This is a genomic window from Mycobacterium sp. 20KCMC460, from assembly GCF_022179425.1.
GTDB lineage: Bacteria > Actinomycetota > Actinomycetes > Mycobacteriales > Mycobacteriaceae > Mycobacterium > Mycobacterium kiyosense.
Window position 1 is genome coordinate 962,825 of the sequence record NZ_AP025524.1, and the last position, 16,920, is coordinate 979,744.

General features: G+C 67.7%; 15 protein-coding genes. 8 read left to right on the forward strand and 7 right to left on the reverse strand.

The features are described from left to right. Positions 1–167: 167 nt before the first annotated feature. From MKCMC460_RS04385 to MKCMC460_RS04405, 5 genes are all read left to right on the forward strand, one after another. Positions 168–854: a hypothetical protein gene (locus MKCMC460_RS04385; RefSeq protein WP_236980379.1), complete on the forward strand. Its 687-nt coding sequence runs from the start codon at positions 168–170 to the stop codon at positions 852–854. Positions 855–880: 26 nt separating this feature from the next. Beyond that, positions 881–1,453, forward strand: coding sequence for a dCTP deaminase (gene dcd, locus MKCMC460_RS04390; RefSeq protein WP_236980381.1), 573 nt, complete (start codon positions 881–883; stop codon positions 1,451–1,453). A 116-nt stretch (positions 1,454–1,569) separates the two neighbouring features. Next, positions 1,570–3,435 (forward strand): hypothetical protein, encoded by a 1,866-nt coding sequence (locus MKCMC460_RS04395; protein ID WP_238305341.1) that lies wholly within the window; start codon positions 1,570–1,572, stop codon positions 3,433–3,435. Between the two features lie 142 nt (positions 3,436–3,577). Beyond that, positions 3,578–4,954, forward strand: coding sequence for a hypothetical protein (locus MKCMC460_RS04400; protein ID WP_236980385.1), 1,377 nt, complete (start codon positions 3,578–3,580; stop codon positions 4,952–4,954). A 76-nt stretch (positions 4,955–5,030) separates the two neighbouring features. Next, positions 5,031–6,362 carry a UDP-glucose/GDP-mannose dehydrogenase family protein gene (locus MKCMC460_RS04405; protein WP_236980387.1) on the forward strand — a complete coding sequence of 444 codons (1,332 nt, stop codon included), beginning with the start codon at positions 5,031–5,033 and terminating at the stop codon, positions 6,360–6,362. Here MKCMC460_RS04405 and MKCMC460_RS04410 read toward each other — a convergent pair. The 3 genes from MKCMC460_RS04410 to MKCMC460_RS04420 all read right to left on the reverse strand — a co-directional run bounded on the left by MKCMC460_RS04410 (position 6,331) and on the right by MKCMC460_RS04420 (position 9,089). Then, entirely contained in the window at positions 6,331–8,127 is a 1,797-nt protein-coding gene (locus tag MKCMC460_RS04410) for an amidohydrolase family protein (RefSeq protein WP_370653069.1), read from the reverse strand. The genes MKCMC460_RS04405 and MKCMC460_RS04410 overlap by 32 nt on opposite strands. 39 nt (positions 8,128–8,166) lie before the next feature. Next, positions 8,167–8,802: a TetR/AcrR family transcriptional regulator gene (locus MKCMC460_RS04415; protein ID WP_238305342.1), complete on the reverse strand. Its 636-nt coding sequence runs from the start codon at positions 8,800–8,802 to the stop codon at positions 8,167–8,169. A gap of 68 nt (positions 8,803–8,870) precedes the next feature. Further along, positions 8,871–9,089, reverse strand: coding sequence for a hypothetical protein (locus MKCMC460_RS04420; RefSeq protein ID WP_236980391.1), 219 nt, complete (start codon positions 9,087–9,089; stop codon positions 8,871–8,873). Between the two features lie 198 nt (positions 9,090–9,287). On the opposite strand from MKCMC460_RS04420, the gene MKCMC460_RS04425 reads away from it, so the two are divergent. Both MKCMC460_RS04425 and MKCMC460_RS04430 read left to right on the forward strand, forming a co-directional pair. Then, positions 9,288–11,066, forward strand: coding sequence for an amidohydrolase family protein (locus MKCMC460_RS04425; RefSeq protein WP_236980393.1), 1,779 nt, complete (start codon positions 9,288–9,290; stop codon positions 11,064–11,066). Further along, positions 11,063–11,959, forward strand: a complete 897-nt coding sequence (locus tag MKCMC460_RS04430) for an alpha/beta fold hydrolase (protein WP_236980395.1) — start codon at positions 11,063–11,065, stop codon at positions 11,957–11,959. Before MKCMC460_RS04425 ends, MKCMC460_RS04430 begins: the two co-directional genes overlap by 4 nt. Here the strand turns inward: MKCMC460_RS04430 and MKCMC460_RS04435 are convergent. The 4 genes from MKCMC460_RS04435 to MKCMC460_RS04450 are packed head-to-tail and all read right to left on the reverse strand — an operon-like array spanning position 11,944 to position 16,157. Then, the gene (locus tag MKCMC460_RS04435) at positions 11,944–12,915 is read right to left on the reverse strand and encodes a hypothetical protein (RefSeq protein WP_236980397.1); all 972 of its coding nucleotides are present in this window, start codon (positions 12,913–12,915) and stop codon (positions 11,944–11,946) included. The two genes, MKCMC460_RS04430 and MKCMC460_RS04435, sit on opposite strands and share 16 nt — an antisense overlap. Beyond that, entirely contained in the window at positions 12,912–13,982 is a 1,071-nt protein-coding gene (locus tag MKCMC460_RS04440) for a phosphotransferase family protein (protein ID WP_236980399.1), read from the reverse strand. The genes MKCMC460_RS04435 and MKCMC460_RS04440 overlap by 4 nt, the downstream gene beginning before the upstream one ends. A 19-nt stretch (positions 13,983–14,001) precedes the next feature. Further along, positions 14,002–14,562, reverse strand: coding sequence for an ERG2 family protein (locus MKCMC460_RS04445; RefSeq protein ID WP_238305343.1), 561 nt, complete (start codon positions 14,560–14,562; stop codon positions 14,002–14,004). Next, complete coding sequence (locus MKCMC460_RS04450; RefSeq protein ID WP_236980403.1) at positions 14,559–16,157, reverse strand: NAD(P)/FAD-dependent oxidoreductase; 1,599 nt, start codon at positions 16,155–16,157, stop codon at positions 14,559–14,561. The genes MKCMC460_RS04445 and MKCMC460_RS04450 overlap by 4 nt, the downstream gene beginning before the upstream one ends. A 134-nt stretch (positions 16,158–16,291) precedes the next feature. On the opposite strand from MKCMC460_RS04450, the gene MKCMC460_RS04455 reads away from it, so the two are divergent. Continuing rightward, entirely contained in the window at positions 16,292–16,870 is a 579-nt protein-coding gene (locus MKCMC460_RS04455) for a TetR/AcrR family transcriptional regulator (protein WP_236980405.1), read from the forward strand. Positions 16,871–16,920 lie beyond the last annotated feature (50 nt).

A 16,920-nucleotide genomic window follows, 5' to 3' on the forward strand; every position in this document is an offset into this window, starting at 1 on the left:
GCTACGCGCGCCAGATGCCCAACGAGCTGTCGGAGCTGCGCGTCGACGTACCCCCGAAGCCGCCCGAATTACAGCGATGTAAGCCGCAACGACGATTCTCATAAATGGTCGAACATGAATGCGTTTACCCTTTCGTTATTATTCGTAACCCTCTATCGTGACCTTTTGTGGGCAGGCACGAGTTAGCCACGAAGAGGCGAAAGGCGCCAGCATGGCTGGCTAAGGCCATCGTCCCGGCGGCTGCGCTCTTCGCGGTGGCCGGCGCGCTCGGCGCCGACGTGAACCCCACCGCCGCCCGCGCAGAGATAAAGCCGGTCGCCACAAACAATTCCCGACCGCCATGCTGCATTCAGATTGCGACAGAAGAAGCGCAGGCGCTCGACACCTCTCGCATGCGGTTCGACATCGAAGAGATGGCCCCGGCGCAGCGCACCCGTGCCGACCGATCGCGTGTCGACCTGGGCAGCCGGGCGCTGCCCGCCGGACGCGCACCGGAGCAAGGCTTGCAGGTCAAGACCATCCTGGTGGAGCGCGCCATCAGTGCGATGTTCCCGGAGATCCACCAGATGGGCGGTGTTCGTCCCGACGCCCTGCGCTGGCATCCCGAGGGCCTGGCAGTAGACGTGATGATCCCCGACCCGAGCTCGGAGGAAGGCATCGAGCTGGGCAACGCGATCGTCACGTTCGTCATGCAGAACGCCGACCGGTTCGGCATCCAGGACGCCATCTGGCGCGGCACCTACTACACGCCCGGCGGCGGCGCACAGTCCGGCGGCTACGGGCACTACGACCACGTGCATGTCACCACCACCGGCGGTGGATACCCCACCGGAGACGAGATCTACGTCCGCTGACCCGGGGCGGCAGATACGCTCGTCGCGTGCTGCTCTCCGATCGTGACCTCAGAGCCGAAATCTCCGCCGGGCGGCTGCAAATCGACCCGTTCGACGACACTTTGGTGCAGCCCTCCAGCATCGACGTCCGTCTCGACTGCCTCTTCCGGGTCTTCAACAACACCCGCTACACCCACATTGACCCGGCCAAGCAGCAGGACGAACTGACCACCCTGGTGCAACCCGACGAGGGCGAGCCATTCGTGCTGCACCCGGGTGAGTTCGTGCTCGGCTCGACGCTGGAAACGGTGACGCTGGCCGACGATCTGGCGGGACGCCTGGAGGGCAAGTCCTCCCTCGGTCGGCTGGGACTGCTGACTCACTCGACCGCCGGCTTCATCGACCCGGGCTTCAGCGGACACATAACCCTCGAGCTGTCCAACGTGGCCAACCTGCCGATCACCCTTTGGCCGGGGATGAAGATCGGCCAGTTGTGCCTGCTGCGGCTCACCAGCCCGTCTGAACGTCCCTACGGCAGCGCTGGCGTGGGGTCCAAATACCAAGGTCAGCGCGGTCCCACGCCGTCACGCTCGTATCAGAACTTCATAAGTTCTACATAGCTCCCGAGGCTGCGCCGACATCGTTAGCAGGGCTACCATTTGAGGTTGAACCTGTCCTCCTCCAATTCGTGACGAGACCTTCGGGAGGGGTTGTGGATGTCGTACTAGGGGTGTCGATGGCCCCCAATGCTGTGCGCATCGCACTGGTCGAAGGCGAAGACGCGGACGGTGTCATCGTCGAGGAGGACAGCTTCCGCCTGGGTGACGATCCGGCCGCGATGCGGTCTTCTGACCAGGTGGTTCAGGCGATCCTCGGCACCCGTGAAGGCGCGGCCGACGCTGGACTGCGCCTAGCCTCTGTCGGCGTCAGCTGGACGGACCAGGAGCAGGCTGCGGCGCTGCGCGACGCGCTGGCGGCCCGCAAGATGGAAAACGTCATGTTGGTCTCGGCGTTTCTGGCCGCGGCCGCGATGGGTCAGGCCGTCGGGGGTTCCATGGGCTACCGCCGCACCGGCGTGCTGTTCATCGAGCCCGACACCGCGACCTTGGCGGTGGTGAACACCGCTGACGGCGCGCTGTGCGACGTGCTTCGCCAGCAGTTGGCCGCCGACGACGACACCGCGATCGCCGAGCTGCAGCAGCTGGTCGCGGGCGCCGAGTCGATGCCGACCCAGCCGGACGGCATCTATGTGATCGGTTCGGGAGTCGACGTCCCGCTGATCAAGCCGGCGCTGGATGCGGCGACGACGCTGGACGTGAGTGTGCCCGAGGAACCAGAGATGGCGCTGGCTCGCGGTGCGGCGCTGGCCTCGGGCAGTTCGCCGTTGTTCGCCGCGAGCACCGCCGCGCTGGCCTATGCGCAGGATGTCGATGCTGCGGACGCGGTCACCGGCCGCGACTTCGCCTACGACCCCTGCGCGACCGACGTCTTCGAGACCGTCGACGACTACGAGGACGACGACACCGCCGACACCGCCCGGCGCAGGCCCGCGCTGCTGGTCGGCAGCGGCCTGGCGGTGGCCGCCACTGCCGCCGTGGTGGCATTCGAGGTGGCCTTGGCGCTCGATATCCGCCCGACGGTCGCGTTGCAGCCGATACCCAGCCAAAACCACCTGGTCATGCCCACCCAGTCAGCGCCGGCACCGCCGGTGGTCGCCGCACCGCAGCAGCCGAAGATCAATCTGCCGAGCGTTCCGCAGGGTGGTACCCCGCAGGTGCCGGTCCGGGCCCCCGCTCCCGCCGCACCCGCTGCTCCCGTCGTGCCGGCTGCCCCCGCCATTCCGGCACCGGCCGCGCCGGCTCCGCGGGTGCCCGACGTGGTCCTGGCCCCGCCGGTAGTGGTGCCGCAGATCCAGGTACCTGGTCCCGCGACGCTGCTGCGGCCACCGGCGATACAGGCGCCCCAGCTGCAGGTGCCGGCCTCTCCGCCGCGCGTGGAGAACCCGGTGCCGCAGGCCCCGATCGTCAAGAGTCCGCCGGCTGAGAGTGTGCCCGGGCGCGGGCCGTCCAACCCTGCTCGGGGTCCGTTCGGTGGCGGCGGTCCCGGTGCGGCGGGTGTCCCCGGCATCCCCGGCGGCATTCCCGGCATGCCGGGCGGCGGTGGTCCTGGGGGTGGGTTCGGTAGCGGTCCCCCTGAGCGGGGTCCGTTCGGTGGTGGGCCCCCTGAGCGGGGTCCGTTCGGCGGGGGGCCGGGTACCCGCGGTCCGTTCGGTGGCGGTGGTTCCGGCGGTGGTCCCGGTGGCCCCGCTGAGCGCGGTCCGTTCGGTGGCGGAGGTCCGGGTGGCGGCTTCGGCGGTGGGCCTGCTGAGCGCGGTCCGTTCGGTGGGGGCGGTCCGGGTGGCGGGTTTGGTGGCGGCCCCGGTGCCCGCGGTCCGTTCGGTGGCGGCGGTGGTCCCGGGGGCGGCTTCGGCGGCGGCGGTCCCGGCGGTGGGTTCGGGGGCGGCGGCCATGGCGGCGGCGGCTTCGGCGGTGGCGGCGGTGGCTTCGGTGGCGGCGGCCACGGGGGCGGCGGCTTTGGTGGCGGTGGAGGCGGCCACCACTAGATAGCCCCAGGCCACAGCCGTGACTTTGCGGACAAAGCGTTCTCAGATGGATAAGCCGGGCCGCCCCTGGGTACCGTGGTGAACGGGTGGGGAAGCTGCGGAGTCGATTGGGGGAATTGTGGACACCGTCCTTGGTGTGTCAATGGCACCCTCGGCAGTCGGGATGGTCCTGGTAGAGGGCGAGAACGGTGACGGCGCCCTCGTCGACCAGGAAGTATTCGACGTCGCCGCCGACCCGGCGGTGGCCAACACCGACGCCGCCGAGCAGGTGATCTCGGCGATTCTGGGGACCCGCGAAGGCGCCGCCGAGGGCGGCTACCAGCTGGCGGCGACCGGTGTCACCTGGCGGGACCAAGAGCAGGCCGAGGCGCTGCGCGACGCGCTGGCCAACCGCAAGATCGAGAACGTCATGCTGGTCTCGGCGTTCCTGGCTGCCGCCGCACTGGCGCATTCGGTCGGCAACGAGACGAACTACGCGCAGACCGCGCTGCTGTTCATCGAGCCCGACACCGCGACTCTTGCCGTCGTGGACAGCGCCGACGGCTCGATCACCGACATCCACCGTCAGCCGCTGCCCGACGACGACGACGCCGCGGTGGCCCAGCTGGCCGAGCTCGCCGCCGGCGCCGAGGCGTTGGAGACGCGCCCCGACGCGCTGTTCGTGGTCGGCTCCGGCGTGGACATCCCGCTGATCAAGCCGACCCTCGAAGCGGCCACCACCTTGCCGGTGACCGCGGCCGAGGAGCCGGAGACGGCACTGGCCCGCGGTGCAGCGCTGGCGTCGGCGAACTTTCCGCTGCTCTCTTCGTCGACGACGGCGCAGGCCTACGCCCAGGCCCCCAGCACCGGCACTCTCGAGGCATACGCGCTGGAGCCCGCCCTGTTCGACGACGTCGACGACGGACTGGCATACAGCGCCTTGGACAGTGAACACGACCTCGGCGAGCAGGAGGACAGCAAGCCGTTCGCGCTGCTCGGCAGCATCCTGGCGTCGATCTTCGTCATCGGCGTCGCGTCCCTGGTGGTTTCACTGGCGGTGAGCATGCGTAGCACCTCCAGCACGCGGCCGGAGCCCGGGCAGGCCATCGTGGCACCCCACTCGCAGGCGCCCGAAGCTCCCGCGCCCCAGGCGCCCGCGCCGCAGGCACCCGCTCCCCAGCAGGTGCCCAGCCCGGCTCCCGAGCAGGCTCCGGCGCCGCAAGTGCCTGAGCAGGCTCCGGCGCCGCAGGCCCCGGTCAACGTCCCGCAGGCGCCGGCGCCGGTGCCCGAGGCGCCGGCCCCCGTCGAAATCCCGGCACCCGCTGCTCCCGCACCCGCGGCGCCCGTGCCGGTGCCGGTTCCGGTGCTGCCGCCGATCTTCACTCCCCAGCTCCCGATCAGTCCGCAGGGGCCCGGCGGTCGCGGTGGCGGGCCGCCCGGTTTCGGCAAGGGGCCAGGCGGCGGAGGCGGCGGCCACGGTGGCGGTCACGGTGGTGGCGGTCGTGGCGGGTTCAACATCCCATTCGTCCCCGGCATCTGATTTCGCCGGATAGCTGTCATCTGCCGTTCAGCGTCGCGATGCGGTCAGCTCATCGCGACGCCCTACACACGGTGGTATGAGGTGCACCGTTTTCGGCACGGGTTATCTGGGTGCCACGCACGCCGTCGGAATGGCGGAGTTGGGGCACGAAGTCGTCGGGGTCGACATCGACCCCGGCAAGGTGGCGAAGCTGGCCGGCGGCGACATCCCCTTCTACGAGCCCGGCTTGCGAAAATTGTTGACTGCCAACCTCGCTGCGGGACGGCTGCATTTCACCACCGACTACGACATGGCGGCGGAATTCGCCGACGTCCACTTCCTGGGCGTCGGAACCCCGCAGAAGAAGGGCGAATACGGCGCCGACCTGAGGCACGTGCATGCCGTCATCGACGCGTTGGTGCCTCGCCTGAGCAGGGCGTCAGTTCTGGTCGGCAAGTCGACGGTGCCGGTCGGCACCGCGGCCGAGCTGGCCCGGCGCGCGGCGGCGCTGGCGCCTGAGGGAGTCGACGTCGAAATCGCTTGGAACCCGGAGTTTCTGCGGGAAGGGTACGCGGTGCACGACACGCTGCACCCGGACCGCATAGTGCTCGGCGTCCAGGATGGCTCGGCACGCGCCGAGGCCGCGGTGCGGGAACTGTACGGGCCCCTGCTGGCGGCCGAGGTGCCGTTTCTGGTAACCGACCTGCAGACCGCCGAACTCGTCAAGGTATCGGCGAATGCCTTTCTGGCAACCAAGATTTCGTTCATCAACGCCATCTCCGAGGTGTGCGAGGCCGCGGGCGCCGACGTCAGCGTGCTGGCCGACGCGCTCGGCTACGACCCCCGCATCGGGCGCCAATGCCTCAACGCCGGTTTGGGTTTCGGCGGCGGCTGCCTACCCAAGGACATCCGCGCGTTCATGGCGCGGGCCGGCGAGCTGGGCGCCGACCAAGCTCTGACCTTCCTGCGCGAAGTGGACAGCATCAACATGCGCCGCCGCACCCGCATGGTCGAACTGGCCACCGCGGCATGCGGCGGCTCGCTGCTGGGCGCCAACATCGCGGTGCTCGGCGCGGCGTTCAAGCCCGAATCCGACGACGTGCGCGACTCACCCGCCCTCAACGTGGCCGGCCAGTTACAGCTCAACGGCGCCGCGGTGAACGTCTACGACCCCAAGGCACTGGACAACGCCAGCCGGCTGTTCCCGACCCTGAACTACGCGGTCTCGGTCGAAGAGGCCTGCGAGCGCGCCGATGCGGTGCTGGTGCTCACCGAATGGCGGGAGTTCGTCGACCTCGATCCCGCCGACCTCGCCGACCGGGTCAGGGCCCGCGTCGTCGTCGACGGCCGCAACTGCCTGGACGTGGCCCGCTGGGAGCGCGCCGGTTGGCAAGTCTTCAGGCTGGGAGCGCGTCGCCCGGCGCGGTGACCGGTTGCGGCACAGTGCGACTGCGCCGGCCGGCGCGCAGGAAGCCGCCGGTGCGCTGGCGCCCGAGGATCTCGGTGGGCCGACCGTCACGGAACACTTCCCGGCCGGAGACGAAGACGGCCTGCACCGTCGCGTCGTTGCGGTTCACCATCCGGGATAGTCCGTCGTAGGCTTCGACACCGGCCTCGTGGTAGGCGTCCAGCGAGTCGTCGAGGCGTTGCGGGTCGAGGACCACCAGGTCGGCCCAGTCGCCCACCCGCAGGTGACCGGCGTCCAGCCCGTACCAGTCGGCCAGTTCCCCGGTGAGCCGGTGTACCGTGCGCTCGGCCGACAGGAACGGCTTGCCCTCGCGCTCGGCGTCGCGCACGTGGCGAAGCAGACGCAGCCCGGAGTTGTAGAACGCCATGTTGCGCAGGTGCGCGCCGGCGTCGGAGAATCCGATCTGCAGGCCGTTCATCCGGGCCAGGCGGCGCAACATTTTGGGCCGGTGGTTGGAAATGGTTGTGCGCCAGCGGATCTTGGTGCCGTGTTCGAGAACCAGATCGAGAAAGGCGTCCACCGGGTGCAGGCCGCCGCGTTCCACGCCGACCTGCCCGAACGACTTGCCCACCACCGATTCGTCGGGGCACGACACGATCTCGGCGTCGAAGAAATCCCGATGCCAGGCGCGCGGCCCGAACTTGGTGTCGTAATCCTTGCGGAACTGCCGCCGGTACTCCTCGTCGCGCAGCAGCTCGTTGCGCTCCAGTTCGTCCTTGAGGTGCAGCGCGGCCGCCCCGGCGCCGAACTCCTCGAACACCACCAGGTCTATCCCGTCGGCGTACACCTCGAAGGGCACCGGCAGGTGCTGGAAGCGGAAGTCGCCGCCGAACCGGTTCACCATGGCCGCAAGGAAACTCGTGAGCCAGACGCTGCCCGGGGCGGACTTCATGTCGGCGGCGGCCAGCAGACTGGTTTTGAGGTGGGGGCGGCGAATACCCAGCGACTGCAGCGCCTGCGAGACGATGTTCTGCGGATGGCTGATGTCGGGCCCGGACTGCAGGGTTCGCCCGGTGCGGCGCAGCAGCGACTTCAGCCGCCGTAGTTCCCGTCCCTTCGCGTAAGTCGACGGCAGCGTCCGCGACCGGCAGGTTTCGCCGTCGATCTTGTCGAAAAGCAGTTGCTGCGAAGACATTCCGATGAAACCGGCGTCGAGTGCCTCGCTCAGCATCTGTTCCATCCGGTCCTGCTCGGCTTTGCTGGGGCGGACGTCGTGGCGGGTGGCCCGGTCCAGTCCCATCACCGCCGTGCGCATGTCCGAGTGGCCGATGAACGCGGTCACGTTGGGGCCCAGCGGCAGCGACTCCAACGCCTCGATGTACTCGCCGGCGTTGTGCCACGTCTTGTGTTCGCCGACGATGCGCACCACGTGCTCGTGCGGGATCGCCTCCACCCGCCCGAACAGGTCGGCGGCCTCGTGAGCGTCGACGTGCACGGTGGACAGCGAGCACGACCCCAACACGATCGTGGTGACGCCGTGGCGCAGCGATTCGGAGAGTTCCGGTGCCGCCAGCACCTCGGCGTCGTAGTGGGTGTGAATGTCGATGATGCCCGGGATAACCCATTTTCCTTGGGCATCAATGACATTCGGGCAACCCTCGGTGTCCAGTCGGGTCGCCGACACGGCTGCCACCCGGCCGTCGCGGATACCGATGTCCCGGATCGCCGACGGTCCGCCGGTGCCGTCGAACCATCGGCCGTTTGCGACCACTGCGTCGTAACTCACTGCCATCACCTCACTCGACTGGACAGCTTACCGAAGGCGTCAATTCGACGCCTGAGGTTCGGCCGCGATGCGGTGGCCGGCGATCTCGGCCGCGAGCACCGGCGCCACCCAGCGGCGCAGGTAGGCGCGCAGCACCGCGCCGGTGCGCGGCGGCCGGCCCGGGTCGATCATGAACGACTGCAGGATCCGCAGCGTGTATTCGGCCAGGTCGTCGAGGTCGGCGTCGTCGAGCCCGAGGCCGGCCCAGTCGACATCCAGGCCGGCCAGCAGGCCGTGGCCGAATCGGATGCCCAAATCCGACGTCACCCCGGTGGAGGCCCGGGTGAAGTCGTGGATCAGCATCAACTGCACGTGCTTGTCGCCGGGCAGCCACTCCAGGGTGAACGCCAGGCTCTCCACCAAGGCGTCGATGGGGTCGGTGATCCCGGCGAGGTGCTCGGCGAGCCGATCGATGAACCGCATCCCGGACCGGGTGGCCGCTGCCTCCAGCAAAGTGTTGGTTCCGGGGAAGTAGTTGTAGACGGTCTGGCGCGAGACCCCCAGCGTTCGGGCTACATCTGCGATGCGGATGGCGCTGCCGCGTTCGTCGATCGCCTGGCTGGCCGCATCCAGGATGCGTTCGATCGCCTCTTCGTCCGACGCGGGCTTGGCGCCGCCCCACCCATGGGTGCGCATGGCTGAGACGTTACGTCCCCGGCCGGCTGGCGGTGCATGCGGGCGGCGCGTGGACGTCCGTGTCGTGGTCAAGCGATGGGGACGGCACGTCCGCGAATATCGCCGCTGTCGAGATCGTCTATGGCACACTGAAAGTCGTTCAGCCGGTATTTCCGGGTGAGCAGATTGACCGCACCGCGCGCGGCGCGCGCCATCAGGTCGCACAGGTCGTTGTACCGGTGGTCTGCGGCGCTGGGTGCTGCACTTTGGCGATACGCTCCCGCATCGGGTCTTAGTGAAGCGTCCACCCGATTTGCCAGTCCGAAAACTGCCCGTCCTGAACAGGGAATTCATTTCCGTCACGACTAATTCCGCTGTACTCGCAGTAATTCGCAGACGAGCCACCGCGTTGCCGCGCACCGGTGCTTTGTGAGACACTATCAGAATCCGTCTCACGACGGTTCGACGATTAGGCTCAACCTGCAACCCAGGAGGGAGTGGCGGTCATGGCCTTCGACACGATCATTCGCCACGGGCGCTGGTTCGACGGCACCGGAGCGCCGTCGGCGGTGCGCAATATCGGCATCAAGAACGGCAGGATCGCCGCGGTCACGCCGGACGAAATCGACGACGCCGGCTGCGCACGCGTCATCGATGCGACCGGGGCGTGGGTGGTGCCCGGCTTCATCGACATTCACACCCACTACGACGTCGAGGTGCTCAAGGGTCCCGGCCTTGCGGAGTCGGTCCGCCATGGCGTGACGACGGTGACGGTGGGGTCGTGCTCGATCTCCACCGTCCACGTCGACCCCGAGGACGCCGGGGACTTGTTCGGCCGAGTCGAGGCGATCCCGCGTGACCACGTCGTCAAGGCACTCGCCGAGCACAAGACGTGGGCCAACTGCGAGCAGTACATCAACGCATTGGAGTCATTTCCGCTGGGGCCCAACGTGTGTTCGTTCATCGGGCACTCCGACATCCGGACCGCGGTGATGGGGCTGGAACGTGCCACCGACCGTCGGGTCAAGCCGACCCGGGACGAACTCGAGCAAATGGAACGCATGCTTGCCGAGGCGCTGGACGCCGGTTTCGTCGGAATGTCGGCGATGAACCTGGAGTTCGACAAGCTCGACGGCGACCGCTGCCGATCCCGCGCGGTGCCCTCGACCTACGCCGGCGGCCGCGAGTTCCGCCGCCTCAAGGCGTTGCTGCGCCGCCGCGGCGCGGTGGTGCAGTCGGCGCCGAACATCCGCAAGCCCACTGACCTGCTGGCGCACGCACTGCACTCGACCGGTCTGTTCCGCAAGCCGCTCAAGACCAGCCTGCTGGCCGCCGCCGACCCAAAATCCAACCGGGGCAGCATCTTTGCGCTCAAGACGGTGTCGTCGCTGGCCAACGGACTCGGCGGGGACTTCCGGTTCCAGCACCTGCCGGTGCCGTTCACCGTCTACGCCGACGGCATCGACTTCGTCATCTTCGAGGAGTTCGGCTCCGGGGAAGAGGCGATGCACCTGGCCGACTGCGTCGAGCGCGACGAGCTGATGGCCGACGAGGCCTACCGTCGCCGGTTCCGCAAGGACTACGACAAGAAATTCGGCATCAAGGTGTGGCACCGTGACTTCTTCGACGCCGAAATCGTCGACTGTCCCGACCGCTCGGTGATCGGAAAGTCGTTTGGTCAAGTCGGATTGGAGCGTGGCGGGCTGCACCCGGTCGACGCATTCCTGGATCTGGTGCTCGAACACGGCAAGGCGGTGCGTTGGTACACCACCATTCAGAATCACCGCCCACACGTGCTCAACCGGTTGTCCAAAGATGCCCACGTGCAGATGGGGTTCTCCGACGCCGGCGCCCACATGCGCAACATGGCGTTCTACAACATGGGGCTGCGTCTGCTCAAACGGGTCCGCGACGCAGAGCGCGCGGGCACGCCGTTCATGACCGTCGAGCGTGCGGTGCACCGGATGAGCGGTGAACTGGCCGAGTGGTACGGCCTGGATGCCGGACACTTGCGTGTCGGTGACCGTGCCGACCTGGCCATCCTCGACCCCGAGCACCTCGACGAGTCCGTCGACGCCTACGCCGAAGCGCCCGCCGAGCAGTACGACGGCATGGTGCGAATGGTCAACCGCAACGACGACGCGGTCAAGGCGGTGCTCATCAGCGGAGCGCCCGTCGTCATCGACGGCAAGCCCACCGAACTGCTCGGCACGGTACGCACCGGAAGTTTCCTTCGCGCCGGGCGGCAATCACCGGCCGTTGTCCCCGACACCGCGCGGGCATGACGTCCGCACCGCAGGCCCTGATGTTCGATCTGCCCCACCTGCGGGTTTCGGCGCTGGCGTGGGGCCCGCCGGATGGTCGGCTGATCCTGTGCCTGCACGGCTATCCGGACACGGCCTGGACGTGGCGGCGACTCGGGCCGCTGCTGGCGGCGCAGGGCTATCGCGTAGTGGCGCCGTTCAGCCGCGGTTACTGCCCGACCGAGATCCCCAGAGACGGCGACTATCACATCGGCGCCCTGATGTTCGATTCGATCGCGCTGCACCGCCATCTGGACAGTCCCGCCGACGCGGTGCTGCTGGGTCACGATTGGGGTGGTTTCACCGCCGTTGCGCTTGCCGCGCATGACGATTCACCGTTCGCAACGGTGATCGCCCTGGCCACCCCGGTGCTCCACGGGTTCCGGCAGGGACTGGGAACCCGGCCGCTGCGGCGCCTGCCCGCGCAGACCCGCAACAGTTGGTACGTTGTCTACCAACAACTTCCGGGATTAACCGAGCGCACCCTGGACCGGGTGATCCCACGGTTGTGGCGGGACTGGTGCCCACCCGGATACGACACCAGCGCGGACCTAGAGTACCTGTGGGCCGCGCTGCCCGATCGCGCGCACCGCAAAGCCGCCGTCTCCTACTACCGTCACCAATTCCAGCCTCGGCGTCAGCATCCGGCCTACCGCCCGCTGCACCGGTCCTGGCGCAAAGCTGCGCTGCGGACCCCGATCCTGCTCGTGCACGGCGAAGTGGACGGGGCATTGGACGTCGAGTTGGCGTCGGCGAGCGCGGCCAGCCTTCCTGCCGGAAGTCAACACGAAATCATCTCGGGTGCTGGTCATTTCGTCCAACTCGACGCACCCGAGCAGTTGAGCAAATTGATCTCTCGTTATGTGGAGCGCTGACCACCACTGCGCGCCCGCAGTTGCCTGCTGAACTCCCGCTGCCCGGCGACGCTCCAGTTGTCGTGGTCCTCACCGAATGCACTGATGCCGTTCCAGTTCCATTCGGTGAGGCAGTTCCAGGTCCACAAATTCGGGTTGACCAGGAAGCCGAGCCGGTTCAGCGGCGTACCGGAGGCGGCCAGGGTGCGTCCGAGTTCGTCGACGGCTTCGACGCTCACCTTGGTCGGCGCCCCGGTCGACGGGTCGCGTTCGTCGACGCTGCGCCGGCCGCCGACCAGATTGGCTTTCTGGCCGCCGCGGATCAAGTACCCATGGATGACGATCGCCGATCCGTCGCCGAAGTCCAGGGTGATCGCCAGGAACGCCTCCTCGGCCGAGGCGGTCGCATAGCTGTAACCACCGGTCTTGCAGTGTGTTTCGTGAATTCCCGGGCCGTACTGAGTCCGTCGGCCCCATGACCGGTCGCGAAAGCCGAAGGAATCGACGGCGATCGACTCGCCACCCAAGACGATCTCGCCGACGCAGCGGCCGGGTTGATCGAGGTGATGCTCACCCAGCAGGTGTGGCGTGCTGAGCGCGGTGAAGGTGAGGTCCACGTGGAGCTCGTCGCCGTCGGGGTCGTCGTAGCCGATCGCGTAGCATACGCCCGGCTGCCGGACCCGATGCCGAATGCCGTTGGCCAGAGTCAGATCCGACAACGATGCATCGGGAAACGGCAGGTGCCAGAAGTTCTTGGCGTACCGGCAATTCCACACTTGATCGCCGGTGTCGTCCCAGACATACGCAGCCGCTGCGACGACTCCGAGCGTAGGTTTGAAGTAGCAGTACTGTTGACCGGACAGCCGGCGCTCGGGCACCGCGAAGGTGAACCAGCAGGTCTCCGCCCACTCGTGATCGTCGTCGTTCACCGGGGGATGGAACTCGTCGCCGGTGTCGGCATAAGGGCCCACTCTCATTGCTGCACCGCCGTCCGCTCGTCGAGAATCGCCGCGACCAGTGCGGTGGCCGGGTTATCGCGCCACAGCGTGTGGTCGTCGGGCAACTTTCCGTCCCGCACCCACCGGTCCATCACCGTCACGACGCTGGTGGCGAACCGGTAGGCCGCGAACAGTTCGTACCAGCCGAGTTCGCCCACCTGGACTCCGGCCGCTCGTTCGTACAGGGCGACTTGTTCGGGCCGGGTGGGTTCGCCGTCCAGACGCTCGGCGCCCGAACCCTCGTGCATCCAGCGGTCGGCCAGCAGCCACCAGCCCAGGTCGAGCTCTCGCTCGCCGACGGCGGCTCCTTCAAAATCGGTCACACACAACGGTTCTCCGGTGCGTGGGTCCCAGATGATGTTGCCCAGGCGGGCGTCGCCCCAGCTGAGCACCACCTCCTCGGCCGGCGGTGCCGATGGCACCGTCGCGTGCAGCGCTTGAGTAGCGCGCTCGAAGATGTCGGCACGGCGACCCCGTAACCCGCTGCGCAGCTTGGCTTCCCACAGCGCAAGCTGCCTGGCGGCGCCGGCGGGACGGGCTTCGTCGTGCAGGAACGACAAGCCGGCCGAGCGCCAGGGGGTGGTGTGTAATCGGGCGAGTGTCTCCAGTCCTGATCTGATCATGGTCGCACGTAGCCTCGGTGGCGCATCGGCGAAGAAGCCCTCGAGAGTGCACGCCGGGTACTCGATGGGCACAACGCCGGCCACGAAATCCATCACCATGAAAGGGACGCCCAGCACTGCCGGGTCCTGCTCGACCTGCACTCCGGTTGCCACCGGCACGATCCCGTCCAGTGCGCGCATCACCGCCGACTGCAGTGACACTCCGGTGCCCAGTCCCGGCGCCTGTTCGGGATACGGCGATTCGCCTTGACTGTCCCGGCGCAGGATGTGCTTGGTGGTGCGGCCGGCAACCGTAGCCGAGAAGACCAGGTTGTCGGCGGAGAAACCGCTGCCGGGTGCCGGGTGCGGTTGCAGTTCAACGGGACCGCCCAGGCGCTGCTGCAGCCAGGACCGCAACCGGTCGAGCAGTTCGGTGTCGTTCACGGTCGGGCGCCGCCGGCGGCTAGATCTTGCCCCGCCGCAGGCTTGCCGCTGTCAATTTCGCGTAGTACCAGGCGGTCTTGGCGACCGTCGGTGCGTCGACGGTGCTGAAGACGGCGTCGGCGACGCCGAAGGCCATCATCGAGGGGATCGGGCCCCGCGCGTATTCCAGCATGTACGCCCCGCCCGGTGCGCAGTATCCCTTGACCCGACCGCGGCCCAGATAGGCGACGTCGCCGGGGTGATGTTCGGCCCGATCGAGTTCGCCCTCTTCGTAGCACCAGACCTGGCCGTCGAACACGAAGTCCCATACCTCGGTCGGGTAGCGCCCGGAGTGGCCTTCGGTGCCGATCGGGGTGCCGAACAGAATGAGGTATTCGGTGAGAGAGGCGTGCAGCAGCTTCATCTGCCCCATGGCGCCACCGGCGTTGTTCAGCAGCCAGGGGATGTCGTCGCGAATGTGGTTGGGGTAACTGCGTTTCAGATCGGCGACGATCTGTTCGCATGCCGCCTTACGGTCGCCGAGTCCGACGGCGGCCTTGGCCACGCTGTGCAGGTCTTCGGGATTGAAGATGGTGGTCATCGGTCTCTCCTTGCGGCGCCGGATGCGCCGATAGTGGTGTCGGCGAACACCGTCGGCGTCCGTCGGTGGGTCGGGTGGCTGAACCGGTAGTCGGACAGGGGAGAGTGGCGGGCGAACCACCGCGAACCGAGGATCGTCTGCGGCCGGTAATAGAGCGTCTCGCCGTGGGAGTTGACGAAGTACGTCCGGAACTTCGGACTGCACTTGGTGACGTAGACGTGATAGGCCTTGGCGCGCCGGTCCATTCGCGCGTTCCACGCATCGAAGGCCTGCTGGGTGACCTCCACCGTGGCGGCGCCGATCCGGCGGGTGTGGTCGATCATCCGGACCGCGTGCAGAGCAGTCGTCTCCACCCAATCCGTCCACGCCAGTCCCACATAGCCGCGCGGTCCGACCAGATCCCAGCGGTTCGGGATGTTCGGATAGCAGCTGCCGGCATAGCTGCGCAGGCCGTGCGCGCGGAAATGCTCGGCCAGGTCGAACCCGTCGCGGCCGACAACCGTTGCGGGCCGGTAGGTCTCAGGGTCGGTGTACAGTTCGTATCCGGTTGCCAGCACCAGCAGATCGGTCGGGTAGTGCCGCGAATCCTCGGTCTTCACCCCGGATTCGGTGACGCGGCAGATCGGGCTGGTGACCAGCCGCACGGAATCGCGGTTCAGCGCCGGCAGGAACGCGCTGGAGATGACGGGCCGCTTGGCGTACATGCCGTAGCGGGGCAGCAGCGCCGCACGATAGGTCGCGTCCTTCACGACGGCGCGTAGCCAGGCGCGATAGAAGGCGCGCCAGCCGATGTCGTAGATCGGCAGGATTTTGGTCAGCCCCCTTTCGGGGAGCCGGGACAGCACGTGGATCAGCGGAGCCACGACGCCGACGTCCATGAGGATGCGGGCCAGCCAATTGAGCACCGCGACCAGTCCCGGGATGCGTTGCAGGCGTTTGAGGGCGGGTGGTACGTCGAAGTCGATCTTGGGCAGGATCCACGCCGGGGTGCGCTGGTAGACGTCCACGCTCGCGGCGACCGGCGCCAGGGCGGCCGCGATCTGGACGCCGCTGGAGCCCGTTCCGACGATGCCGACGCGTCTGCCCCGAACGTCGTAGCCGTCGTCCCACGCGTTGGGCCGCAGCACGGTTCCGGTGAAATCGTCGATCCCCGGGACTACCGTGGTGTGGTCGGCGTTGATGTAGCCGCCGACTGCATTGATCAGGAAGCGCGCCGAAATGGTTGGCCGGTCGGCGATTTCGAGTTCCCAGCGGTCGGTGTCGGCCGCCCAGGTCTGTCGGACGACGTTGCATCCGGGACGAAGGTGCGGGTAGAGGTTCAGCTCGCGCGCCGTCCGGCGCAGATAGGCATGAAGTTCGGGTCCGGTGGGAAACAGTCGCGACCAGTCCGGGTTTCGGGCGAAAGACAGTTGATAGAAGACGCCGGGCAGGTCCACGGCCAATCCGGGGTAGTGGTTGTCGCGCCATGTTCCGCCGAAGTCGTCGGCCCGTTCCAGGATCACGAAATCGGTGATACCGCGTTGCAGCAGCTGGTAAGCGGCGCAGATGCCGCCCGGGCCCGCCCCGATGATGGCGACTTCTACCTCGGTCGTCATCGCACCCCTTCGCTGTGAGACGATCTAGGAAAGAATCTCACGACGGCATCAAGCCGTCAACTGGGGGACCGCGGATCTGTTATCGTGAATCGCTCGCGGCGCAGGTCCGCGCCATAAAAGGGGAGATCGACCGGATGCCTGGCGACCTACGCGGCCGGCTGATCGCGGCCACCGCGGAACTGATCGACCAACGCGGCCCCCTGGGTGTGCGGGTCGACGACATCGCCGAGAAAGCCGGGTGCTCCAGGGCGACGCTGTACCGCCACGCCGCCGACAAGGACGAACTGATCCGCGAAGTCATCATGGCCCGCACCGCAACCATGGCCGGCATCGTCGCCCACCAGATCGAAGGCATCACTGACCCGACCGAACGAATGGCGCAGGGATTATTGCTGTTCAGCGACGCCTTGAGGTCTCAAAGCTGGTACAAGGCCCTGCAAGCGCACAGCCAGGGACCGCACGCTCTCGCCCGCGTGGGTGGCGGGCTGGAAGCGATGACATCGATAGTGTCTCCGCTGGTCGAAGCCCTGCTGCGGGAATACCGGGACGCCGGCCAATTGCGCGACGACGTCGACACTCACGACGCCGTCGAATGGCTCATCGGGATCCAACTCAGCCTGCTCGAGCCGTTCGCCGCTCACCCCCGCGAGCACCGATTGGCGATGCTCAAGCGCTACGCCATCTTTCCCCTGATCAAGCCGCTGTCGGAGTAGTCGGCTGCGCGCTGGGCGTGACTTGTCGCCTTGACAGCCGCCCGCGGCCT